The sequence below is a fragment of the Pseudomonas sp. WS 5146 genome (assembly GCF_012985495.1).
Classification (GTDB): Bacteria; Pseudomonadota; Gammaproteobacteria; order Pseudomonadales; family Pseudomonadaceae; genus Aquipseudomonas; species Aquipseudomonas edaphica.
In genome coordinates, this window is the sequence record NZ_JAAQWL010000009.1 from 80921 (window position 1) to 101258 (window position 20338).

12 protein-coding genes are annotated in these 20338 nt (G+C 60.1%); 4 read left to right on the forward strand and 8 right to left on the reverse strand.

All coding sequences use genetic code 11. The features are described 5' to 3' along the window. Nucleotides 1-60: 60 nt before the first annotated feature. Nucleotides 61-297: a hypothetical protein gene (locus tag HBO41_RS21755; RefSeq protein WP_017136925.1), complete on the reverse strand. Its 237-nt coding sequence runs from the start codon at nucleotides 295-297 to the stop codon at nucleotides 61-63. A gap of 228 nt (nucleotides 298-525) precedes the next feature. Between HBO41_RS21755 and HBO41_RS21760 the strand changes: the two genes are divergently transcribed. Beyond that, the gene (locus HBO41_RS21760) at nucleotides 526-1083 is read left to right on the forward strand and encodes an NADPH-dependent FMN reductase (RefSeq protein WP_169987672.1); all 558 of its coding nucleotides are present in this window, start codon (nucleotides 526-528) and stop codon (nucleotides 1081-1083) included. A gap of 422 nt (nucleotides 1084-1505) precedes the next feature. On the opposite strand, the gene HBO41_RS21765 is transcribed toward HBO41_RS21760, so the two are convergent. Next, nucleotides 1506-2147 carry an FMN-dependent NADH-azoreductase gene (locus tag HBO41_RS21765; protein WP_169987674.1) on the reverse strand — a complete coding sequence of 214 codons (642 nt, stop codon included), beginning with the start codon at nucleotides 2145-2147 and terminating at the stop codon, nucleotides 1506-1508. 93 nt (nucleotides 2148-2240) lie between these two features. On the opposite strand from HBO41_RS21765, the gene HBO41_RS21770 reads away from it, so the two are divergent. Beyond that, the gene (locus HBO41_RS21770) at nucleotides 2241-3095 is read left to right on the forward strand and encodes a LysR family transcriptional regulator (protein WP_169987676.1); all 855 of its coding nucleotides are present in this window, start codon (nucleotides 2241-2243) and stop codon (nucleotides 3093-3095) included. Between the two features lie 3 nt (nucleotides 3096-3098). On the opposite strand, the gene poxB is transcribed toward HBO41_RS21770, so the two are convergent. The 3 genes from poxB to HBO41_RS21785 form a co-directional block, all read right to left on the reverse strand. Beyond that, on the reverse strand, nucleotides 3099-4823 hold the full coding sequence (gene poxB / locus HBO41_RS21775; RefSeq protein ID WP_099549123.1) for a ubiquinone-dependent pyruvate dehydrogenase: 1725 nt from the start codon (nucleotides 4821-4823) through the stop codon (nucleotides 3099-3101). A gap of 162 nt (nucleotides 4824-4985) precedes the next feature. Then, nucleotides 4986-5480 (reverse strand): DUF934 domain-containing protein, encoded by a 495-nt coding sequence (locus HBO41_RS21780; protein WP_017136920.1) that lies wholly within the window; start codon nucleotides 5478-5480, stop codon nucleotides 4986-4988. After that, the gene (locus HBO41_RS21785; RefSeq protein WP_099549122.1) at nucleotides 5464-7122 is read right to left on the reverse strand and encodes a nitrite/sulfite reductase; all 1659 of its coding nucleotides are present in this window, start codon (nucleotides 7120-7122) and stop codon (nucleotides 5464-5466) included. The genes HBO41_RS21780 and HBO41_RS21785 overlap by 17 nt, the downstream gene beginning before the upstream one ends. Nucleotides 7123-7544: 422 nt before the next feature. Between HBO41_RS21785 and HBO41_RS21790 the strand changes: the two genes are divergently transcribed. Beyond that, nucleotides 7545-8612, forward strand: coding sequence for an ABC transporter substrate-binding protein (locus tag HBO41_RS21790; protein ID WP_169987678.1), 1068 nt, complete (start codon nucleotides 7545-7547; stop codon nucleotides 8610-8612). Here the strand turns inward: HBO41_RS21790 and HBO41_RS21795 are convergent. The 3 genes from HBO41_RS21795 to metH form a co-directional block, all read right to left on the reverse strand. Further along, a complete protein-coding gene (locus HBO41_RS21795) occupies nucleotides 8609-8827 on the reverse strand; it encodes a DUF2970 domain-containing protein (RefSeq protein WP_017136917.1) in 219 nt (72 codons plus the stop codon). The two genes, HBO41_RS21790 and HBO41_RS21795, sit on opposite strands and share 4 nt — an antisense overlap. 125 nt (nucleotides 8828-8952) lie before the next feature. Continuing rightward, on the reverse strand, nucleotides 8953-13782 hold the full coding sequence (locus tag HBO41_RS21800) for a dermonecrotic toxin domain-containing protein (RefSeq protein WP_169987680.1): 4830 nt from the start codon (nucleotides 13780-13782) through the stop codon (nucleotides 8953-8955). Nucleotides 13783-14152: 370 nt separating this feature from the next. Further along, nucleotides 14153-17863, reverse strand: coding sequence for a methionine synthase (gene metH / locus HBO41_RS21805; RefSeq protein WP_169987682.1), 3711 nt, complete (start codon nucleotides 17861-17863; stop codon nucleotides 14153-14155). A gap of 164 nt (nucleotides 17864-18027) precedes the next feature. On the opposite strand from metH, the gene HBO41_RS21810 reads away from it, so the two are divergent. Continuing rightward, on the forward strand, nucleotides 18028-20319 hold the full coding sequence (locus HBO41_RS21810; RefSeq protein WP_169987684.1) for a fatty acid cis/trans isomerase: 2292 nt from the start codon (nucleotides 18028-18030) through the stop codon (nucleotides 20317-20319). The last annotated feature ends 19 nt before the right edge of the window (nucleotides 20320-20338 follow it).

A 20338-nucleotide genomic window follows, 5' to 3' on the forward strand; every position in this document is an offset into this window, starting at 1 on the left:
TCCCCCGGCCCAGTCAACGCCAGTAATGGCCAGGACTGAGCAGGTCGATAAGGCGGGATCTTATGACGCGAGGGTGGTTTGCGATTCGCGGACGATGATAGTCCCCGACTGGATCAATTTGAATTCATCGCCTTCCAATTTTTCTACACGGTCGCCAATGGCCAGCTTGTAGGTGGTGGTAGGCGTCGAGCCAGCCTGGCTGTCCTGCGCCGGGTTGGATTCCTGGAACTCATGCACCGAATACACGCGTCCTTCCGCGTCTCTGGCATGGAACTGTCCGACAAGTACTGCAGCCATCTGTTTAGAACCTCTGGAGATAAACACTCGATTTGCGGTTCTGTAGACCGTCATGGAGCGGGGTAGTTTACCTATGGGAAAAAAATACTATTCGTTGATGTTTTCAGACGCTTCCTACGCTGGTGAGTGCGTGGCAAACAGCTTCGGGATTATCAAAACCCGCTGGTTAACGCGTCACGAAGGCTCTATAACTAAAGGCTCCTTTAGTCAGATGTCGGGAAAACCTCAATGAGCAAGGTCTATACGATTGCCGTCCTGGTTGGCAGCCTTAGAAAAGAGTCGATCAACCGTAAGGTCGCGTTGGCATTGGCCGAACTGGCCCCTGCCAACCTCAAGTTGAACATTGTGGAAATTGGCGATTTGCCGCTCTACAACGAAGACATCGACGGTACTGCGCCGCCCGCAGCCTACAGTACTTTCCGTCAGCAAGTACGCTCATCCGACGCGGTGTTGTTTGTGACACCGGAATACAACCGCTCCGTGCCGGCCCCGTTGAAGAATGCCATTGACGTTGGGTCTCGTCCTTATGGGCAAAGTGTCTATGGGGGTAAGCCTGGGGCGATCATCAGTGTGTCGCCGGGGGCCATTGGTGGGTTTGGGGCGAACCATCATTTGCGTCAGTCGCTGGTGTTTCTGGATGTACCTTGCATGCAGCAGCCCGAAGCGTACCTGGGCGGGGCGGGGAGCGTGTTTGATGAGGCGGGTAAGGTGTCGGAGAAGACCCGGCCGTTTTTGCAGGCTTTTATTGATGGGTATGGTAAGTGGGTTGGGAAGCAGTTGGGCTGATATCGATGGGTGAGTGGGGTGTTTGGCGGTGTACATATCCGTTGCTGCGGTAACGGCGGCTATTGGTTCCGCCCTTACGGCGGGTCACTTTTGGCAAACGCCCGGAATGCCGGCCCAGCCAAAAGTAACCAAAAGGTCTTCGCCCCACCACTCTGTGCCTCGCCTAGGCTCGGCATGCCAGAACGAAGGCTTGAATCCGTGGGCCGCCGCGATGGGCCATCCTTGGCAGAGCACGGCGGCCTGAAAGCCGACCTGAGTGGTTAGATCAAAAGCGAAAGCGGATGTGCATCCACTGGAGGTCTGCTTTTCTGTGGGAGCTGGCTTGCCTGCGATGCAGACGCCTCGGAGTGTCGGGTACACCCGGTTGATGCCATCGCAGGCAAGCCAGCTCCCACCCTTGACCGAGTATGGCTCTGCAGGCCCTAACCCCCAGCCGACCCCAATCGATCAGCAAGCTTCAGCGCCATCCCCGCACTTTCAAGGCGCGACACCTGATCCACCTCCGCCCCCAAAATAGTCTTTTCCACATAAAGCGAGTGCACATCGGTCACCCCGATAAACCCCAGCCACGCCTCCATATAGGGCTTCTGAAAGTCCATCCCCTGCGCGCCAGGTGCCGAAAAATCCATCCCCCGTGCATACACATTCACCGCGATCTTGTCATGCAACAACCCCCGCACTCCATGCTCCGGGCTGAACTCAAACAGCACGTCCTTCTGTGATACCACGTCGATAAAGTGCTTGAGCTTGTAGGGAATCGCGAAATTCCACAGCGGCACCGAAAACACCAGCACATCAGCTTGATGCAGGTGAGCCGCCAGCGCTGTGAGTGTCGTCCAGGCAGCGCTTTGTTCTGCGCTTAACGGCGTACCCGCGATGCCCGCGTATTTGGCGTCCATCACCGGTCCGGCAAACTCCGGCAATTCCAGCGCCCATAAATCCAGGGTCACCACCTGGGTGTCCGGGGCGTTCTGCTGATAGCGAGCGATAAACTGACGAGCGATCTCCAGGGACGCGGAGCGTTGTTTGCGCGGCGAGCATTCGATGTGCAGGAGTGTGGTCATGGTGGCCTCGGGAAAGTTGACCAGGGCATTGCAACATAGCGAGCATTGAAATATAAATCGTATTTAAATCATCTATTGATCACCAATCAGAATATGTTCGATGCCTTGTTGCTCAAAACCTTCGTCGCAGTGGTCGATGAGGGCGGTTTCAGCCGCGCCGCAGAGCGCCTGCACCTGACCCAGTCGGCCGTCAGTGGGCATTTGCGCCGCCTGGAGGAGCAGGTGGGCAAACCTTTGCTCACCCGCACCACCCGGTCCCAGCAATTGACGCCCGATGGTGAACGGCTGATGGCCTATGCCCGTGGCATCCTCGCGTTGAACCGGGACGCCTGGGCCGAGCTGACGCGCTCGGCGTTTGAAGGCAACCTGCGCGTAGGCGTATCGGAGGAGTTCGCGGATGCGCGCCTGTTACGTGAACTGCAAAACGTCGCGGCGCAATACCCTGGTATGTACATCAGCGTGCAAGTGGGCATTCCCGGTTCGTTGTTGAGTTTGATGAAGCAGGGTGAGCTGGAGGTGGTGGTGGGTTCGTTGTGCGAATCCAGTGAGCCAGGTTTGGCACTATGGCGTGAGCCGTTAGTGTGGGCCTGGTCCGGGCAGCCGCTCGTAGCCTTGCCGAACCCGTTGCCCCTGGCCTTGTTTCCCGAGCCTTGCCCGTATCGCGAGGCGGCGCTGACGCGTCTTGCCCAAGCGGGCATCGCCCAGCGCAGCGCCATGCAGTGCAGCAGTTACGCGGCGCTGCATGCCGCCGCAGCGGCCGGGTTTGCGATTGCACCGATGGCGCAGAGCCAGGTCGGGCCGGGCTTGGCGATACTCGGCGCCGAACACGGCTTGCCCGCGTTGCCCGATGCCGAGTTCCGCCTGTTCAGCGCCCCGGAGGCGGACCCGCGCCTGGTCGAGGTCATCACCCAGGTGGTGGTCCGCTACGGCGCTGTTCGCCGGCACTGAGGCTCAGCGCAACCAGTTGGTGCGCGCCAGTTCGATCACTTCATCGCCACGCCCGCTCATCACCGCCTTGAGCATATACAGGCTGAACCCCTTGGCCTGTTCAAGCTTGATGGTCGGCGGCATCACCAGTTCCTGGGTAGCGGTAACCACGTCCACCAGCACCGGGCCGTCATGGGCCAGGGCGCGGCGCAAGGCCGGTTCCAGGTCTTCGGACTGCTCCACGCGAATGCCGAGGATGCCCATGGCGTTGGACATGGCGGCAAAGTCCGGGTTTTTCAGCTCGGTGCCGGTGTCCAGGTAACCGGCGGCTTTCATCTCCATGGCGACAAACCCGAGTGACGAGTTATCAAACACAATGACCTTCACCGGCAATTTCAACTGCGCCAGCGAGATGAAGTCGCCCATCAACATGGCAAAGCCACCGTCGCCGGACATCGAGATCACCTGCCGTCCAGGAAACGCTGCCTGTGCACCAATGGCCTGTGGCATGGCATTGGCCATCGAGCCGTGGTTGAACGAGCCGATCAGGCGGCGTTTGCCGTTCATCTTCAAATACCGCGCAGCCCAGACGGTGGGCGAGCCGACGTCGGCGGTGAAGATCGCATCGTCGTCGGCCAGCTCGCTGAGCAAGCGCGCCACGTACTGCGGGTGAATCGGCCGGTCGGCCTTCGATGGCTGCGCCAGGTCATCCAGGCCTTGGCGGGCTTTTTCATAGTGCTTGAGCGAGGTGTCGAGGAAGCTGCGGTCGGCCTTGCGCGTCAGGCGTGGCAACAGCGCATCGATGGTCTCGCTCACATCGGCGGCGATGCCCAGGTCCAGGGTGGCGCGACGGCCCAGCGCCTGCGGGTTGCGGTCGACCTGGATGATCCTGGCGTCGGTCGGGTAGAACTGGCGATAGGGGAAGTCGGTGCCGAGCATGATCAGCGTGTCGCAGTTGAGCATTGCGTGGTAACCGGAGCTGAAGCCGATCAGGCCGGTCATGCCCACATCAAACGGGTTGTCCCACTCCACATGCTCCTTGCCGCGCAAGGCGTGCACCACTGGCGCGCCCAAAGCATCGGCCAGGGCTACCACCTGGTCGTGAGCGCCGGCGCAGCCGCTGCCGCACAGCAGGGTGACTTTCTCGCTGCTGTGCAGGATCTCGCTGAGGCGCTGCAGGTCTTGTTCCGCCGGCAAAGTGCGCGGTGCGTGCAGGGCCGGCCAGGGCTTGAGTTTGTCTTCGACTTCCAGCAGCGAGATATCGCCTGGGATCACCACCACCGCCACGCCGCGGTTGAGGATCGCTGAACGCATGGCGCGGTGCAGCACCTGGGGCATCTGCGCAGGGTTGGTGACCAGCTCGATAAAGTGGCTGCACTCTTTGAACAGTTCCTGCGGGTGGGTTTCCTGAAAGTAGTTCAAGCCGATCTCGGAGGAGGGGATTTGCGCCGCGATAGCCAGCACCGGCACATGGTTGCGATGGCAGTCGAACAGGCCATTGATCAAGTGCAGGTTGCCTGGCCCGCAGCTGCCGGCGCATACCGTCAGCTCGCCGGTGGCGGCTGCTTCGGCGCCGGCGGCGAAGGCGGCCACTTCTTCGTGGCGCACGTGCATCCACTCGATGCTGTCCATGGTGCGCAGGGCGTCGGTGAGGCCATTGAGGCTGTCGCCGGTCAGGCCCCAGATGCGCTTGATGCCCGCCTGTTCAAGGGTGGTCGCCAACTGCTGGGCCAGGTTGATTTTCGCCATGAAGAACTCCAATCGTCAGTGAGGTTAAAGGCTGCTGATCAGTAGAGGACAGTTCGAACACCGCGGATGTTCACCCTAAAATGTGAAGATTGCGTCACGGGGCCGACTAAACGCCGCCCATAAAAAAACCCTGGCAAGCCAGGGTTTTTCACAGCAGCAGGCTCAGCGGCGACGGAACAGCGGCAACGGTTCATCCGTGGCAGCCTGGTACGTGACCGAGAAGTCCTTGAGGCTTTCCAGCGCTTCATACGGGTCTTTGTCGGCGCGCAGGGCGAAGGCATCGAACCCGCAACGGCGCAGGTAGAACAGCTGGTCGCGCAGCACATCCCCAATCGCACGCAGTTCGCCCTTGTAACCATAACGGTCACGCAGCAGGCGCGCGTTGGAATAGTTGCGCCCGTCGGTGAAGGCCGGGAAGTTCAGGGCGATGACCTGGAAGTGCTGCACGTCGTCGCCGATCTCTTCGGCTTCCTCGTCGGCGTCCAGCCACACACCCAGGCCGCCGTCGCGGGCCTTGAGGGCGTGCCCGTGTTCACGCCACAGGGCCAGCGGCACGATCAGGTCGTCACAGTTGGAGATGCCGTCGAAGCTCGCGTCCTTGGGCAGCAGGTGCCAGGTTTCGTCGAGGACTTCGTTGTTCTTAATGATTCGCTGCATAGACGCGCTCCTTGAACAGGTCGATGCCAATGCGCTGGTAGGTGTCGATGAAACGCTCATCTTCGGTACGCTGTTCGATGTACACGTCGATCAGCTTGCCGATCACCTCAGGCATGGCTTCCTGGGCGAAGGACGGGCCGAGGATCTTGCCCAGGCTCGCATCGCGGCTGGCGCTGCCACCCAGGGACACTTGGTAGAATTCTTCGCCTTTCTTGTCCACGCCCAGGATGCCGATGTGGCCGACGTGGTGGTGACCACAGGCGTTCATGCAACCGGAGATGTTCAGGTCCAGCTCGCCGATGTCGAACAGGTAGTCCAGGTCGTCGAAACGGCGCTGGATCGATTCGGCAATCGGGATCGACTTGGCGTTGGCCAGGGAGCAGAAGTCGCCACCCGGGCAGCAGATGATGTCGGTCAGCAGGCCGATGTTCGGCGTGGCAAAACCGCCTTCGCGCAGTTCGCCCCACAGGGTGAACAGTTGGCTCTGCTCGACGTCCGCGAGAATGATGTTCTGCTCGTGGGAGGTGCGCAGTTGGCCATAGCTGTAGCGCTCGGCCAGATCGGCGACGGCGTCCAGCTGTTTGTCGGTGATATCGCCCGGGGCAACACCGGTTGGCTTGAGCGACAGGGTCACGGCCACATAGCCCGGCTTTTTGTGCGCCAGGGTGTTGCGCGTGCGCCAGCGGGCGAAACCTGGGTGTTGCTGGTCGAGGGCAGCCAGTTCGGCGTCCTGATTGCTCAGGGCTTTGTACTCAGGGTCGACGAAGTGCTTGGCTACACGGTGTACTTCGGCTTCGGTCAGGGTGGTCTGGCCGCCGCGCAGGTGTTCCATCTCGGCGTCGACCTTCTGGGCAAATACCTCAGGGGTCAGCGCTTTGACCAGGATCTTGATCCGGGCCTTGTACTTGTTGTCACGACGGCCATAGCGGTTGTAGACCCGCAGGATGGCGTCGAGGTAACTCAACAGGTCCTGCCACGGCAGGAACTCATTGATGAACGCACCGACTACTGGTGTACGGCCCAGGCCGCCACCGACCAGCACACGGAAACCCAACTCGCCGGCGGCGTTGTGCACGGGCTCAAGGCCAATATCATGCACTTCGATCGCTGCGCGGTCCGAGGTCGAGCCATTGATGGCGATCTTGAACTTGCGCGGCAGGTAGGCGAATTCCGGGTGGAAGGTGGTCCACTGGCGCACGATTTCGCACCACGGGCGTGGGTCGATCAGCTCGTCAGCGGCAACGCCGGCAAATTGGTCGGTGGTCACGTTGCGCAGGCAGTTACCACTGGTCTGAATGGCGTGCATCTGCACGGTGGCCAGCTCAGCCAGGATGTCCGGCACGTCTTCCAGTGCCGGCCAGTTGAACTGTACGTTCTGGCGGGTACTGATGTGGGCGTAGCCTTTGTCGAAGTCGCGGGCAATCTTGGCCATCATGCGCGTCTGGCGCGAAGTCAGTTGGCCATAAGGCACGGCAACCCGCAGCATCGGCGCAAAGCGCTGAACATAAAGGCCATTTTGCAGGCGCAGAGGGCGGAACTCTTCTTCGCTCAGTTCACCTGCTAGGTAGCGTCGGGTCTGATCACGGAACTGCTTGACGCGGTCCTCGATGATGCGCTGATCGTATTCGTCGTATACGTACATATAGGTCCTGTTCTCGGCAAATCTGCGCGCACGGCCGCGCACTCCCAACGGAGCCGGCGCACGATACCAGTTTGCGTTTATGCGCAAAAGTGATGTTTGAGTATATGTAAATAACCAAATTGACTAATGAGAACCGTTATCGCGATACCCACATTTGTCATGCGGGCAATCATGATCTTTACTGTCGTCGAGTCTTAGTGCAATCACCTATAAAACCGACAAGAGGCGATGCGATGAGCAATTCAACCAAAGCACGTAAACCTGACAGTACCGTTGATGCCTGGGCCATTCTGTTTCTGATAATTTTAGTGGTTGGAACCGCCGTATTCTGGGTTAGCCACCAATAAAGAAGGTTGATTGAACCTCGATTGACTGTCTCATTGCCATTATGATGGCGATCAACATTCGAGGCACAAACAACCATGCTGAAGGTTCTGATTGCGTGTGTGGGGTTGCTGGGCGTGGCCTATGGGGCGATGGCCCAGGCAACCTCAGTGGTGTTTCTCAACCCGGGCACGTCCGCTGAAAGCTTCTGGGTCAGCTATGCGCAATTTATGCAGGCCGCTGCCAAGGACCTCGGCCTGGATTTGCGCGTGCGTTATTCCGAGCGCAGCGCCGCTAACACCTTGGCCCAGGCCCGCGAAGCACTGCAAGGCAGCGAGCGGCCCGATTACCTGGTGTTGGTCAACGAGCAATACGTCGCCCCGCAGATATTGCGCTTGGCCCAGGGCAGTGGGGTCAAGTTGCTGATCGTGAATAACGCACTGACCGCCGATCAGGTGCAATTGCTCGATGCGCATAAAGATGCCCGCTGGATCGGCAGCCTGGTGGCCGACGACGAGCAAGCCGGTTACCTGATGCTCACCGATTTGTTGCGCAACCACGGCCCGGTGACGCCGGGCACTTCGTTGGACCTGCTGGCGTTTTCCGGCGCCAAGAACACGCCAGCCGCACAGTTGCGTGAACAAGGGTTGCACCGCGCCTTGGCCGAACACCCCGAAGTGCGCCTGCGCCAGTTGGTCTACGGCGAGTGGAGCCGCCAGCGCGCCTTTGAACAAGCCACGCAACTGTTCAAACGCTACCCACAGACGGCGCTGGTGTGGTCGGCCAATGATGAGATGGCATTGGGCGCCATGCAGGCGCTGCAAGACAGCGGTCGTGTGCCGGGCAAGGACGCGCTGTTCAGCGCGATCAATAGCTCGCCCGACATCCTCAAGGCACGCCTGGATGGGCGCCTGAGTACTTTGGTCGCAGGGCATTTCACCCTGGGTGGCTGGGCGATGGTGCTGATCAATGATGACGCCAAAGGGCTTGATATTGGCGCCTACGGCGGGCGTGACCGTAAAGAGGCGTTATTCCAGCTGATTGATGCCAACCAATCAAAACGTTTGTCAGGGCCAATGCCAGCGGTGGATTTCCGCGCACTGTCAGCCGTGGGTAAGCCCGCGTCCTACCGTTACCCGTTCAGCCTGCAACTGCTGTTGCATTAAACCCCGGCCAGGTGCAGTACCAGCTTGACGATGCCAAATAACGTCAGCGCAAACACCGCCGTAAACACAATACCCAGTACGACAAAATGACTGGGTTTGCCATGGGTGAAATCTCGAGCGCGGTTTTTGCCGCTTTGTACACCGAAGGCCGCCGCCATGATGCTGTGCAGCATCTGCCAGAAGGTCGGCGGCTTGTTGTTGGCTGGATCGTTCATAAATCCCTCGTCCGCAAGGCTGTCCTACAGAGCATAGACAATCGGGCAGCCCGCGACTGGCTTGTATCATCCCTCTGGACTCTGCCTTTTGATCGTTCCCACGGGAGGGAACGATCAGAACAACCTTACACTTCCAGGATCAAGAACAGTTTCTGATCCAGCGGCGCCTCAATCAGGGCCTTGTCCAGGTTGATCACGGCGCGGTTGTTTGCCCTGGCTTGATCAATCAGTTCCTTGCGGGTAAAGCGCCGCTCCGCCGGGGTCTTCAAGTGGCCGAAGTCAGGTTTTGATGCCGGCGACTCGACGGATCGGTAATGGAAATGCGCGAACCACAGGTCCGCATCTTCCGACCGTTGCCCGGGCTTGATTTTGCGCTTGTCGCGTATGACATATTCGGTGAGGTAGTCGCCGGCCTTCAGCGGCACGCGTTTTTTCACCAGGTTGATGTCGACAAAACCATGAGTGTGCAGATAGTCGACCTTAGCGGCTTTGGGGCGTTGCAGCAGGTAACCTTCGGCGCACAGCTGCCGAGCCTGGGCTGTTGCGGCTCTGGCCTCTTCGCGGTAGCTATTCCTCAAGTCAATGGCGGGTTCGTCGGTCGCGCTTTTGAGTTCCTCGGCAAGTGCTTCGAATTTGGCCGCGTGCTGGCTCAACATTACATCCCAATCATGGGGATCGACTTCCTCACGTTGACTGGGCTCCAACAGTTTGCGCTGCTGGAAGCGAATGCTGGCATCAATGCCTGCGCGCTGAGCCTTGATGGCTTGGGCATCTGCCCTGATTCTTCTCAATGGGCGAGCCGCGGGCGTGGGCGCTTTGGTCGGCACGCTTGCGGGCTCGACGATTTTCCACACGCCTTCGCTGGCGTGTTCGTGGTACGTAGCGACGATGGCGCCGGTAAGCGTGTCGACAATGTCGACGTAATTGCCCGGTTCATCAGCCTGGCCGGTACGCACGTCGCCGACCAGGCTTTTCTTGTCGGCGGTTTTGATGACCCGTCGGTTGGCCGGTTTTTGTCGCTTGGCTTTGTCGCGGGCGGGCCTGGGGGCCAGCCGTTCTTCAACCAGGATCAAGTTGGCCAATTGCGCTTCGAGGCTGGTGCGGTCCTCGCTCAGTTGCTGCACAAATGGCGCGCGGTACTGCTCTCGCAGCAGCGCACAGCCCATGTCCGTCAGCGAGAGAACGGCGTTTTCCAGGCTTTCATAGCGCTGCAGCACATCCTTGAGTACGTTGATTTGCTCAGTCTCGGAGTAACCGGCAGTCGTGCGCATTTCCGTGTGTGCGTTGACAGTAGCGTAGATCTGGCGGTCGGCGAGGAGTTCCAGGAACGGACGCTCTTGGGGTTTATCGGCGTCAAGCGCGCGATTGAGCAGCACCTCGACCAGCGATAACAGGATGTGCTGCTTGATGACGAGCGAGGAAATGTTTTGGAATTCTGGATGCTCTTTCAACAAGCTTTCACGCAGTGCCGGGCTGGCTTGTTGCATGATGGCTTCGCATTTTTCTGCGCTCTCGAGCAGTTCATTGAGCGCCTCCAGTCGCTGCGTTGCGGCGCTGATATATTCGTCATAGCCATCAGTGATGTAGTTGGGCAGTTCCCTGTCGATACGTTTGAGCAACGCTGAAAAGCTTTCGCCGCGCGGGGTCTCCAGCGTGTCGGCGATTTTTTGATGCTGGTGCGCATAAGTCGCCAACCAGTGCTTGTAAATATTCGACGTCGCGTTATCGCGTGCCTCTTTGTATGTCGGCTCTGTTCTGTCCAGCTCCATCATTTCCGTCGCCATGGCTTCGCTCTGTTGCAGCCCGGTTAGAAGCCCCTGCGCATTTGTGCGGTAATTGTCGACGGCGATATCCCATTGAACTCTGGCGCGCGCCGTGGAGCGTTGGCGTTGCGCATGGCGCTCGGCGATCCGGGGTTGCAATGCCGGCAACAGTCCGGGGTTGTTGAGCATTTCCCAGTCCTTTCTGAGGGCGAGTTTCTGTTCAGCCAATTGAGTGCGCGCCATGGTCACGGCTTGAAGAAGCTGCTGCAGATGGTTCGCCATCGGCGTTAATTCACGGCTATGAACTTCCAGCATTGGGTTCAGTTGTGCCAGCCGTTGTTTCTTGCGATCGATTAACGCAGCCACTCTTTGTCTGGGCATGCCGCCCTCCAGCCTGGCATGCCGGTCCAGCCGCCAATGCCCTTGGCCATCGCTGACCAGCTTGAAGCCGGGATGCTGGGGATGGTCCGGATGCACCAGATAGACCTCGTTAAAGCCCGGCACCACGTTCACCTGGAACAGCAGGCCGCCGACGCTGGCGTGCCAGGTCCCGTCAATGCGGTACAGCCCTTTAAGCGCACCGCTGAGCTGCACAGGCGGCAACGTTTCAGGCCATGGCACCCGTACTTCCAGTAACGCGTTGAGCAGCTTGGCGCCGGCCCGGGGGCTGGCAATCGAGCGGCTGAAGTCCAGAGCCGTGTGGCCGGTGGCGGGTGGCTCGCCGGGCAGCGCCACGGCGCCATGGCGCACCTGTGGCGCCGCTTGCGCCGGTGGCCGTCCCGCCGCGCGGCGCCAGGCTTCCAGTTGCAGGGCGTGCTCCTGCGCGGAGGGTTGGGACAAGGGCTGTTGGGACCGATTGGCGGGCGCGGCCGCATGCAGCAGCACCATCGCGGTGTTGAGCAACAGATCGATCAGTGCCAGCTCGCGGGTGGTGGGGTCATCGCTGTCCAGGCCGGCCAAATCCTGCTCCAGGCTGCTGACCAGCACCAGGAACCAGCCAGCCAGCATGGCCGGGCCCTGCACCAGCGGTAACAGCAGGGTATTGAACAGCAGCCACGCGCCTTCCATCACCACGGCCCAGCGGCTTTCATGGTTGGACACCGACTCGCGGTCCGCCAGGTCGACCAAGGCCCGTGCCGTGCTGCCGAACAGATGATTGAGCAGTTGACCGTTGACTTGCGATTGCAGCCATTCGCCTGCCCCTTCATCCACGGCCAGGGTCGCAGGTGCCGGATTTTCAGGGAGGCTGAATTCGTCCCCAGGCAGGAAGCGAATGATGTGCGGTTCCTTGATGCCGCCATGGTCATAGATCGGGCGGGCCTTATCGCTCAGCCACGCCAGCACCGTGTCTTGCAACGCCCCGGGGGCGGCCAGTGCGTCGAGCAGGGCCTGGCGGGTCGGGTATTCATGCAGGGCCTCGGCATACAGCGGCTGGTACAGCAGGTGCGGGCCGACACTCGTATCACGCGGTTCGATAATGAACGCGTTGTTGACTTCATCCGGCGCGGCCCCGGGTTTGCGGCACAGGGCCAATGGGCGCAAAACAATCTCCTGCTCGTCGACGACCCTGTCCGAGGGCATCTCGCCCATCAACGCCTTCACATAGCGATAACCGGTGACGGTGACGCCATGCTGCCCGCGGATCTTGTATTCCAGCGCCTGCATCGGCAGCTTGACCTTGAGTTCACGGGTAAACAGGGTTTCCCGGCGCCGTGCGTCAACCGTGTCGGACAACAAGGTGTCTTTGATTTTTTGCGGGTACATGGTGCCGATATCGACGCGCTGGATCAGCCCGGTACTGCCCAACAGATAGTCTGCGTTGAGCCAGCTTGGAAGGGGCGTTGCATTTTTGGAAAACAGCGTGAGTGTGCCTTTAGGCTTGCCGGCGAGGTTCTTCAGCGCCAGTTCCGTCAGCGACATGCGCACATGCTCGATAATGCCAGCACCGCCTGGGTAGCCGGCAGCCACGGCAAAGTCCAGCACTACCTCATCGGGGTCGCAGTCGCCATGATCGGTTTGCATCTGCTTGCGCAACGCATCGCGACTGAAGCTGTAGATGTTTTCTATGCCCTCATTGAACGCCTGACCCTGGTTTTGCCGCATCACCTGTGCCATGTCTTGCAGGTGGCGATGGTAGGCAAAGCGGTCAGCGTCGTTGGCTTGAGCGAGCCACGGTGGCAGGTGCTCATCGACCTTTTGCAAGGTCGCCGTTGCGGCTGTCGGCACCTGGGTAAACAGCAGCGCCGGATCGGTGAGTTTTTCCAGGCGTCGCCCAAGGGTTACTTCGTCCTGGCCCTGAAACTTCAACGTCGCCAGGTCTTCCAGTTGCTGATTGAGGATCAGGCCGGCCTGTTGCTCGAACACGTTGCCATCGGGTTCATTGCGTCGCCAGGTGAGGCTGTCGAACTGGAACCGCGTCTGCATGCTGGTTGCCCAGGCCTGGCCGAATTCATCCAGGCCGTCAAACACCTGAATATCCCCGGCCACGCTGTACAGCAGCACCTGCTTGTCGCGCACCAGCAGCAGGTCGGGTGTCAGCAGGCGAACTTCCTGGTCGGCATTGACGAGTGTGTTCTCAACAAAATAAACATAAGTGGCGGGCGAAGATTTGGGGAGACGCTCGGTCTGTGTCGGCCAGGTGGCGACGACCCTGAGCATGTCCTGCTGGGTCGGGTTCAAGCTCGATCCGCTCGTGGCACTCGCGGTCATCCGGCCGTTGAGAAACTCGCCCAGCCACTGCCAGCGGCTGCTGCCATGGCTGTCGGTTTCGCTCCAATAGTCGGCCAGCGCCGCCTGGAAATACAGGTGAATCGATTCGGGCAGGTCATCAATGATGCTTGCGATTGCCTGCATGTCGATCAGCGTCGGGGCATCAGGCTTGAGGATCGTGGGGATCTGTTGCGTCAGATAGTACGCCAGCTCGCGTTTGGGCCGCAGGTCGAGCAACTGCGGGTTGAGCACATGGGCGATGGCGATTTCCATCAGCGGTCTGTAGGTGTACACACCGTCCGGGTGTGGAATAGCCAGCTTAAGCGTGGACAGGTCCAGTTTGAGTGTCGGATAGCGTTCCAGGATGCGGCTGCGCAGCGCATTGAACACCACGGAATACAAGGCCGGGCGCGTAGCGAAATGCGCATGGATGGCCTGGGCGGGTAGCTGGCTCAGGGCCGTGGAGGAACTCGGGGTGGGCATGATGAAATCCTTTTGCCTGTTTGATGGGGAAGCAACAGGAAATCGGATTTGGTCGCGGTGAAGGCGTTACAGGAGTACCACCGACGCGCTGTACCACCCTAGGCGAGCGGCACATCCTGGCATACACCAGTCATCTACCGCTCGGACGCCAATAGCCACCAGCTGGACTATGAAGCGCTCGGGCGGTTCGAGTCGAAAAGCTTATGGCCCGCAAACAGAAATTGATGGAGGTATGCCGCACGGCGCATCAGCGTCTGGCAGGCAGTCAGCCGGGGGGCTGGTGCAATGTCCGCTTTCACCTCAACCGGTCGGTCATCACGTCCCTGAGATGACCATTACCTGGGTCGAATGGTATGCCCGCTGATTGACCTCAGTTGTCATACCCCAGGTTCGGCGCCAGCCAGCGCTCCGTCACGCTGAGGTCCTGGCCTTTGCGCGCGGTGTAGCTGGCGACCTGGTCTTTGTCGATCTTGCCCACGGCAAAGTACTGCGCCTGCGGGTGGGCGAAGTACCAGCCGCTGACGGCCGCCGCCGGGAACATGGCGTAGTGCTCGGTAAGGAATACACCACTGCGCCCGGCGTGCATTTCCTGGGCCTCGGGGTCCAACAGTTGGAACAGTTGGGCTTTCTCGGTGTGGTCCGGGCATGCCGGGTAGCCGGGGGCAGGGCGGATACCGGTGTATTGCTCCTTGATCAGTGCCTCGTTATCCAGCTGTTCGTCCCGGGCGTAACCCCAGTGCTCTTTACGCACTTGCTGGTGCAGCCATTCGGCGCAGGCCTCGGCCAGGCGATCGGCCAGGGCTTTGACCATGATCGAGTTGTAGTCGTCGCCAGCGTCCTGATAGGCCTTGGCGACTTCTTCGGCGCCGATGCCTGCGGTGGTGATAAAACCACCGATGTAGTCGGTCACGCCGCTGTCTTTAGGCGCGACGAAGTCGGCCAGGGAGAAGTTCGGCTTGCCGTCGGTCTTGATGATCTGCTGGCGCAGGTGGTGCAGCCTGGCAATCGGCTGGCCATCGTCGCCATACACCTCCAAGTCATCGTCCTGCACCTGGTTGGTCGGCCAGAAACCGAATACGGCGCGGGCGCTGATGAGCTTTTCGTCGATCAGCTTGTTGAGCATTTCCTGGGCATCGGCATACAGCGCAGTAGCGGCTTCACCGACCACTTCGTCTTCGAGGATGCGCGGGAACTTGCCGGCCAGGTCCCAGGAGATAAAGAACGGCGTCCAGTCGATGTATTCGGCCAGCACCCTGAGATCGATATTGTCCAGCACCCTGGCGCCGGTAAACGTCGGTTTGACCGGCGTGTAGCTGCTCCAGTCGAACTGCGGCTTCTTGGCGATGGCGGCCGGGTAGCTCAGGCGCTCGGTGCGCGCACTGCGGTTGGCGGTGCGCTCACGTACGTCGATGTATTCCAGGCGGGTCTTTTCGACAAAACCGGCCTTCAGCTCCTTGGACAGCAACTGCGTGGCCACACCCACGGCACGCGAGGCGTCGGTGACGTAGATCACCGCGTCGTTGCTGTACTTGGGCTCGATTTTCACTGCCGTATGCGCCTTGGAAGTGGTGGCGCCGCCGATCATCAAGGGCAGGTGGAAGTCCTGGCGCTGCATCTCACGGGCCACGTGCACCATTTCATCCAGCGACGGCGTGATCAGGCCGGACAGGCCGATGATGTCGCACTTCTGTTCCTTGGCCACCTGCAGGATCTTCTCCGCCGGCACCATCACGCCCAGGTCAACAATGTCATAGCCGTTGCAACCGAGCACCACGCCGACAATGTTCTTGCCGATGTCATGCACGTCGCCCTTGACCGTGGCCATCAGGATCTTGCCCTTGGCCTCCGGCTTGTCGCCTTTTTCCAGCTCGATAAACGGAATCAAGTGCGCCACGGCCTGCTTCATCACCCGGGCTGATTTAACCACTTGAGGCAGGAACATCTTGCCGGCGCCAAACAGGTCGCCGACGATGTTCATGCCGGACATCAGCGGGCCTTCGATCACTTCGATCGGGCGTGCGAACGACTGGCGCGATTCTTCGGTGTCTTCGACGATATGCGTGGTGATGCCCTTGACCAGCGCGTGTTCCAGACGCTTGTTGACGTCCCAGCCGCGCCATTCCTCAGTCTCGGCTTCCTTGACGCTGCCGTCGCCCTTGTACTTGTCGGCAATCGCCAGCAGGGCGTCGGTGCCTTCCGGCGTGCGGTTAAGCACCACGTCTTCCACCGCGTCACGCAGCTCCGCCGGGATCTGGTCGTAGATCTCCAACTGGCCGGCGTTGACGATGCCCATGGTCAGGCCGTTGCGAATCGCATACAGCAGGAACACCGAGTGGATCGCCTCACGCACCGGGTTGTTGCCCCGGAACGAGAACGACACGTTGGACACGCCGCCGGAGGTCAGTGCATAAGGCAGCTCGTCACGGATGTAGGCACAAGCGTTGATGAAATCGACGGCGTAGTTGTTGTGCTCCTCGATACCGGTAGCGACCGCGAAGATGTTCGGGTCGAAAATGATGTCTTCCGGCGGAAAGCCGACTTCATTCACCAGAATGTCGTAGGAACGTTTGCAGATCTCTTTTTTGCGCGCTTCGGTGTCGGCCTGGCCGGCTTCGTCGAAGGCCATCACCACCACCGCTGCGCCATACCGCTTGCACAGCTTGGCGTGGTGGATGAACTGCTCGACGCCTTCTTTCATGCTGATCGAGTTGACGATGCCCTTGCCCTGGATGCACTTGAGGCCGGCTTCGATCACGTCCCACTTGGAGGAGTCGATCATGATTGGCACACGGGAGATGTCCGGCTCGCCGGCAATCAGATTGAGGAAGGTCACCATGGCCTTCTTCGAATCGAGCATGCCCTCGTCCATGTTGATGTCGATCACCTGCGCTCCGGCTTCCACCTGCTGCAGGGCGACTTCCAGGGCTTCGGTGTAGTTGTCTTCACGGATCAGACGGGCGAACTTGGCGGAACCGGTGATGTTGGTGCGCTCGCCGACGTTGACGAACAACGAGCTGCGATCAATGGTGAACGGCTCCAGGCCCGACAAGCGGCAGGCCTTGGGAATGTCCGGAATTTGGCGCGGCGCATACCCGGCCACCGCCTTGGCGATGGCCTCAATGTGGCCCGGCGTGGTGCCGCAGCAGCCGCCGACGATGTTGAGGAAACCGCTCTGGGCGAACTCTTCGATGACCTTGGCGGTTTGTGACGGCAGTTCGTCGTACTCGCCAAACTCGTTGGGCAGGCCGGCGTTCGGGTGCGCCGACACATGGGTGTTGGCCTTGTTCGACAGCTCTTCCAGGTACGGGCGCAGTTCGCTGGCGCCCAGGGCGCAGTTGAGGCCGACCGAAATCGGCTTGGCGTGCGCCACCGAGTTCCAGAACGCTTCGGTGGTCTGGCCCGACAGGGTACGGCCGGAGGCGTCGGTGATGGTGCCGGAAATCATGATCGGCAGTTCGACATTCAATTCCTCGAACACGCCTTGCACGGCGAAGATCGCGGCCTTGGCGTTGAGCGTGTCGAAGATGGTCTCGATCAGGATCAGGTCGGCGCCGCCTTCGATCAGGCCTTTGGTGGCCTCGGTGTAGTTTTCCACCAGTTCATCGAAGGTCACGTTGCGGTAGCCGGGGTTGTTCACATCCGGCGACAGCGAGCAGGTGCGGCTGGTCGGGCCAAGCACGCCGGCGACAAAACGCGGCTTGGCCGGGTTCTCCAGGGTCTTGGCATCGGCGATCTTGCGCGCCAGGCGTGCGCCTTCCACGTTCAGTTCATAGGCCAGTTCTTCCATGCCGTAGTCGGCCATGGAAATACGCGTGGCGTTGAAGGTGTTGGTTTCCAGAATGTCGGCGCCGGCATCCAGGTAAGCCTTTTCGATACCGCCAATTACGTCCGGGCGGGTAAGTACCAGCAGGTCGTTGTTGCCTTTGACGTCACTCGGCCAGTCGGCGAAGCGTTTGCCGCGATAATCCTGCTCTTCGAGCTTGTAGCTCTGGATCATCGTGCCCATACCGCCGTCGAGGATCAGGATTCGGTCCTTGAGGGCTTGATGAAGGGCTTGCAGACGAACGCTACGGTCGGACATGGGGCTACTCTGGTCAGGCATTTCGGAGGGCGTGAATCATAACAAACCTGTGCCGATTTAGAGCATGTCCTGGTTTTGCATGAATATCGTTCATGTTGGTGCAGGTCTTGGCCCGGTAGAATTGCCGGCACTTATAGCGCACGCATTGAATCGGGACCGGATACATGTCACTTCGTCTACTCACCAGCGCCGTCCTGGCACTGGTCGCCTGCGTTGCACAGGCCAACGGACCCGCCCCGGCGATTTCCTATACCCGCGACATTCAGCCGATCTTCACCGAAAAGTGCGTGGCCTGCCATGCCTGCTACGACTCCGCGTGCCAATTGAACCTGGGCAGCGCCGAGGGTGCGTCCCGTGGCGCGAGCAAAACCCCTGTGTATGACGGCGAGCGCAGCCAGGCCACGCCGACCACGCGTTTGTTCTACGACGCATTCGGCAAACAGGCCTGGCAACAAAAAGGCTTCTATTCGGTACTCGACGCCCAAGGCAGCCAGGCCGCATTGATGGCGCGCATGCTGGAGCTGGGGCATAACGCGCCGCTGCAACCCAATGCCAAGTTGCCCGATGAGATTGTGTTGGGCCTCAACCGCCAAAACATGTGCGCCATGCCCGGCGAGTTCAATGCCTACGCCGGCAGCCATCCCAAGGAAGGCATGCCGCTGGCGGTCACCGGTTTGACCGACCAGCAATACCAAACCTTGCAGCGCTGGCTCGCCTCCGGTGCGCCGATTGACGAGCAAGGCCTGGCGCCAAGTGCCAGGGAAGCCCTGCAAGTACAGCAGTGGGAAAACCTGTTCAACCAGCCTGGCGCCCGTGAAAGCCTGGTGGCGCGCTGGCTGTACGAGCATTTGTACCTGGCGCATATTTATTTCGAAAACGGTGAGCCGGGGCATTTCTTCCAATGGGTGCGTTCGCGCACGCCAAGTGGCCAGCCCATCGACCTGATCGCCACCCGTCGACCCAACGATGACCCGGGCACCCAGGTGTATTACCGCCTGTGGCCGGTGCAGGGCGTGATCGTGCATAAAACCCACATCACTTACCCGTTCAGCGCGGCGAAAATGGCGCGGATCAAAGACCTGTTCTATTCCGGCGACTGGCAGGTGAGTGCCTTGCCGGGCTATGGCCCCGGTCGTCGTGCCAACCCGTTCGAAACCTTTGAAGCCATCCCGGCCAAGGCGCGCTACCAGTTCATGCTCGATAACGCCGAGTATTTTGTACGCACCTTCATTCGCGGGCCGGTCTGTCGTGGTCAGATCGCCACGGACGTGATTCGCGATAACTTCTGGACCCTGTTCCAGGACCCGGACCACGACCTGTACATCACCGATGCACGCTATCGCGGCCAGGCTACTCCGCTGCTGGCGATGCCGGGGCAGAACGATGACGTGGGCAGTGTGCTGAGCCTGTGGCTGGCCTATCGCGACAAGCGCAACCAATACGAAGCCTTGCGCCGTGACAGCTACGCGGACGTGCCGCCGCCGAGCTGGTCGACCTTGTGGGCGGGTAATGACAACGCCTTGCTGACGATTTTCCGGCATTTCGACAGTGCTTCGGTGACCAAAGGCTTGATTGGCGAAGTACCGCAGACGATGTGGTTGTTCGACTATCCGCTGCTGGAGCGCACCTATTACCAGTTGGCGGTGAATTTCGATGTGTTCGGCAATGTGTCGCACCAGGCCCAGACCCGGCTGTATTTCGACCTGATCCGCAACGGCGCCGAGCAGAACTTCCTGCGCCTGATGCCGGCCGATACCCGCGATGACTTTATGGATGATTGGTACCAGAACAGCGGCAAGCTCAAGCTGTGGCTGGACTACGAGGCGATTGACGACGACAAGCCAAGCGGCTTGCATCTGGATGAAAAAGACCCGAAACGTGACTTTGCCAACCAGTTATTGACGCGTTACGGCGATTTGAATGCCAGCCCGGATCCGATCAACCGCTGCACGGGTGCTTATTGCTCGCGCGATGGTATCGACCCGGCGTTGCAGGACGCGGAGCAGGCATTGAGCCGGCTGACATCACGCCCGGCGGCGGGGCTCAAGGTGATTGATCAGTTGCCTGAGGCGACCATGCTGCGTATCGAGACCGCCAGCGGCAAGCGCGTGGTTTACAGCCTGCTGCGTAACCGCGCGCACAGTAATGTGGCGTTCCTGCTGGGCGAGGCTTATCGCTATCAGCCGGGGTTGGATACGGTGACGATCTATCCGGGTGTGCTTAGCAGTTATCCGAACTTCATCTTCAACGTCCCGGCGCAGGAAGTGCCGGCGTTTGTGGCGGCTATGGAAAACGCCAAGGATGCCAAGCGGTTCGAGAAAATTGTTGATCGGTGGGGTGTGCGGCGCAGTCATCCGCTGTTCTGGCAATACTTTCACGACCTGTCGCAGTACATCCGCGAGACTGCGCCGTTGGAAGACGGGGTGCTGGATATGAATCGGTATGAGAATCTCTGATGAGTTGGTTGGGCCTTTT

Excerpts from the sequence above, each read along its gene's own strand:
- poxB (WP_099549123.1), bottom strand. The coding sequence starts at position 4,823 with ATGGCGAAAATCAACCTGGCCCAGCAGTTGGCGACCACCCTTGAACAG.
- HBO41_RS21770 (WP_169987676.1), top strand. The coding sequence starts at position 2,241 with ATGTTCGATGCCTTGTTGCTCAAAACCTTCGTCGCAGTGGTCGATGAG.
- HBO41_RS21790 (WP_169987678.1), top strand. The coding sequence starts at position 7,545 with ATGCTGAAGGTTCTGATTGCGTGTGTGGGGTTGCTGGGCGTGGCCTAT.
- HBO41_RS21780 (WP_017136920.1), bottom strand. The coding sequence starts at position 5,480 with ATGCAGCGAATCATTAAGAACAACGAAGTCCTCGACGAAACCTGGCAC.
- HBO41_RS21785 (WP_099549122.1), bottom strand. The coding sequence starts at position 7,122 with ATGTACGTATACGACGAATACGATCAGCGCATCATCGAGGACCGCGTC.
- HBO41_RS21765 (WP_169987674.1), bottom strand. The coding sequence starts at position 2,147 with ATGACCACACTCCTGCACATCGAATGCTCGCCGCGCAAACAACGCTCC.
- HBO41_RS21795 (WP_017136917.1), bottom strand. The coding sequence starts at position 8,827 with ATGAACGATCCAGCCAACAACAAGCCGCCGACCTTCTGGCAGATGCTG.
- metH (WP_169987682.1), bottom strand. The coding sequence starts at position 17,863 with ATGTCCGACCGTAGCGTTCGTCTGCAAGCCCTTCATCAAGCCCTCAAG.
- HBO41_RS21800 (WP_169987680.1), bottom strand. The coding sequence starts at position 13,782 with ATGCCCACCCCGAGTTCCTCCACGGCCCTGAGCCAGCTACCCGCCCAG.
- HBO41_RS21810 (WP_169987684.1), top strand. The coding sequence starts at position 18,028 with ATGTCACTTCGTCTACTCACCAGCGCCGTCCTGGCACTGGTCGCCTGC.
- HBO41_RS21755 (WP_017136925.1), bottom strand. The coding sequence starts at position 297 with ATGGCTGCAGTACTTGTCGGACAGTTCCATGCCAGAGACGCGGAAGGA.
- HBO41_RS21760 (WP_169987672.1), top strand. The coding sequence starts at position 526 with ATGAGCAAGGTCTATACGATTGCCGTCCTGGTTGGCAGCCTTAGAAAA.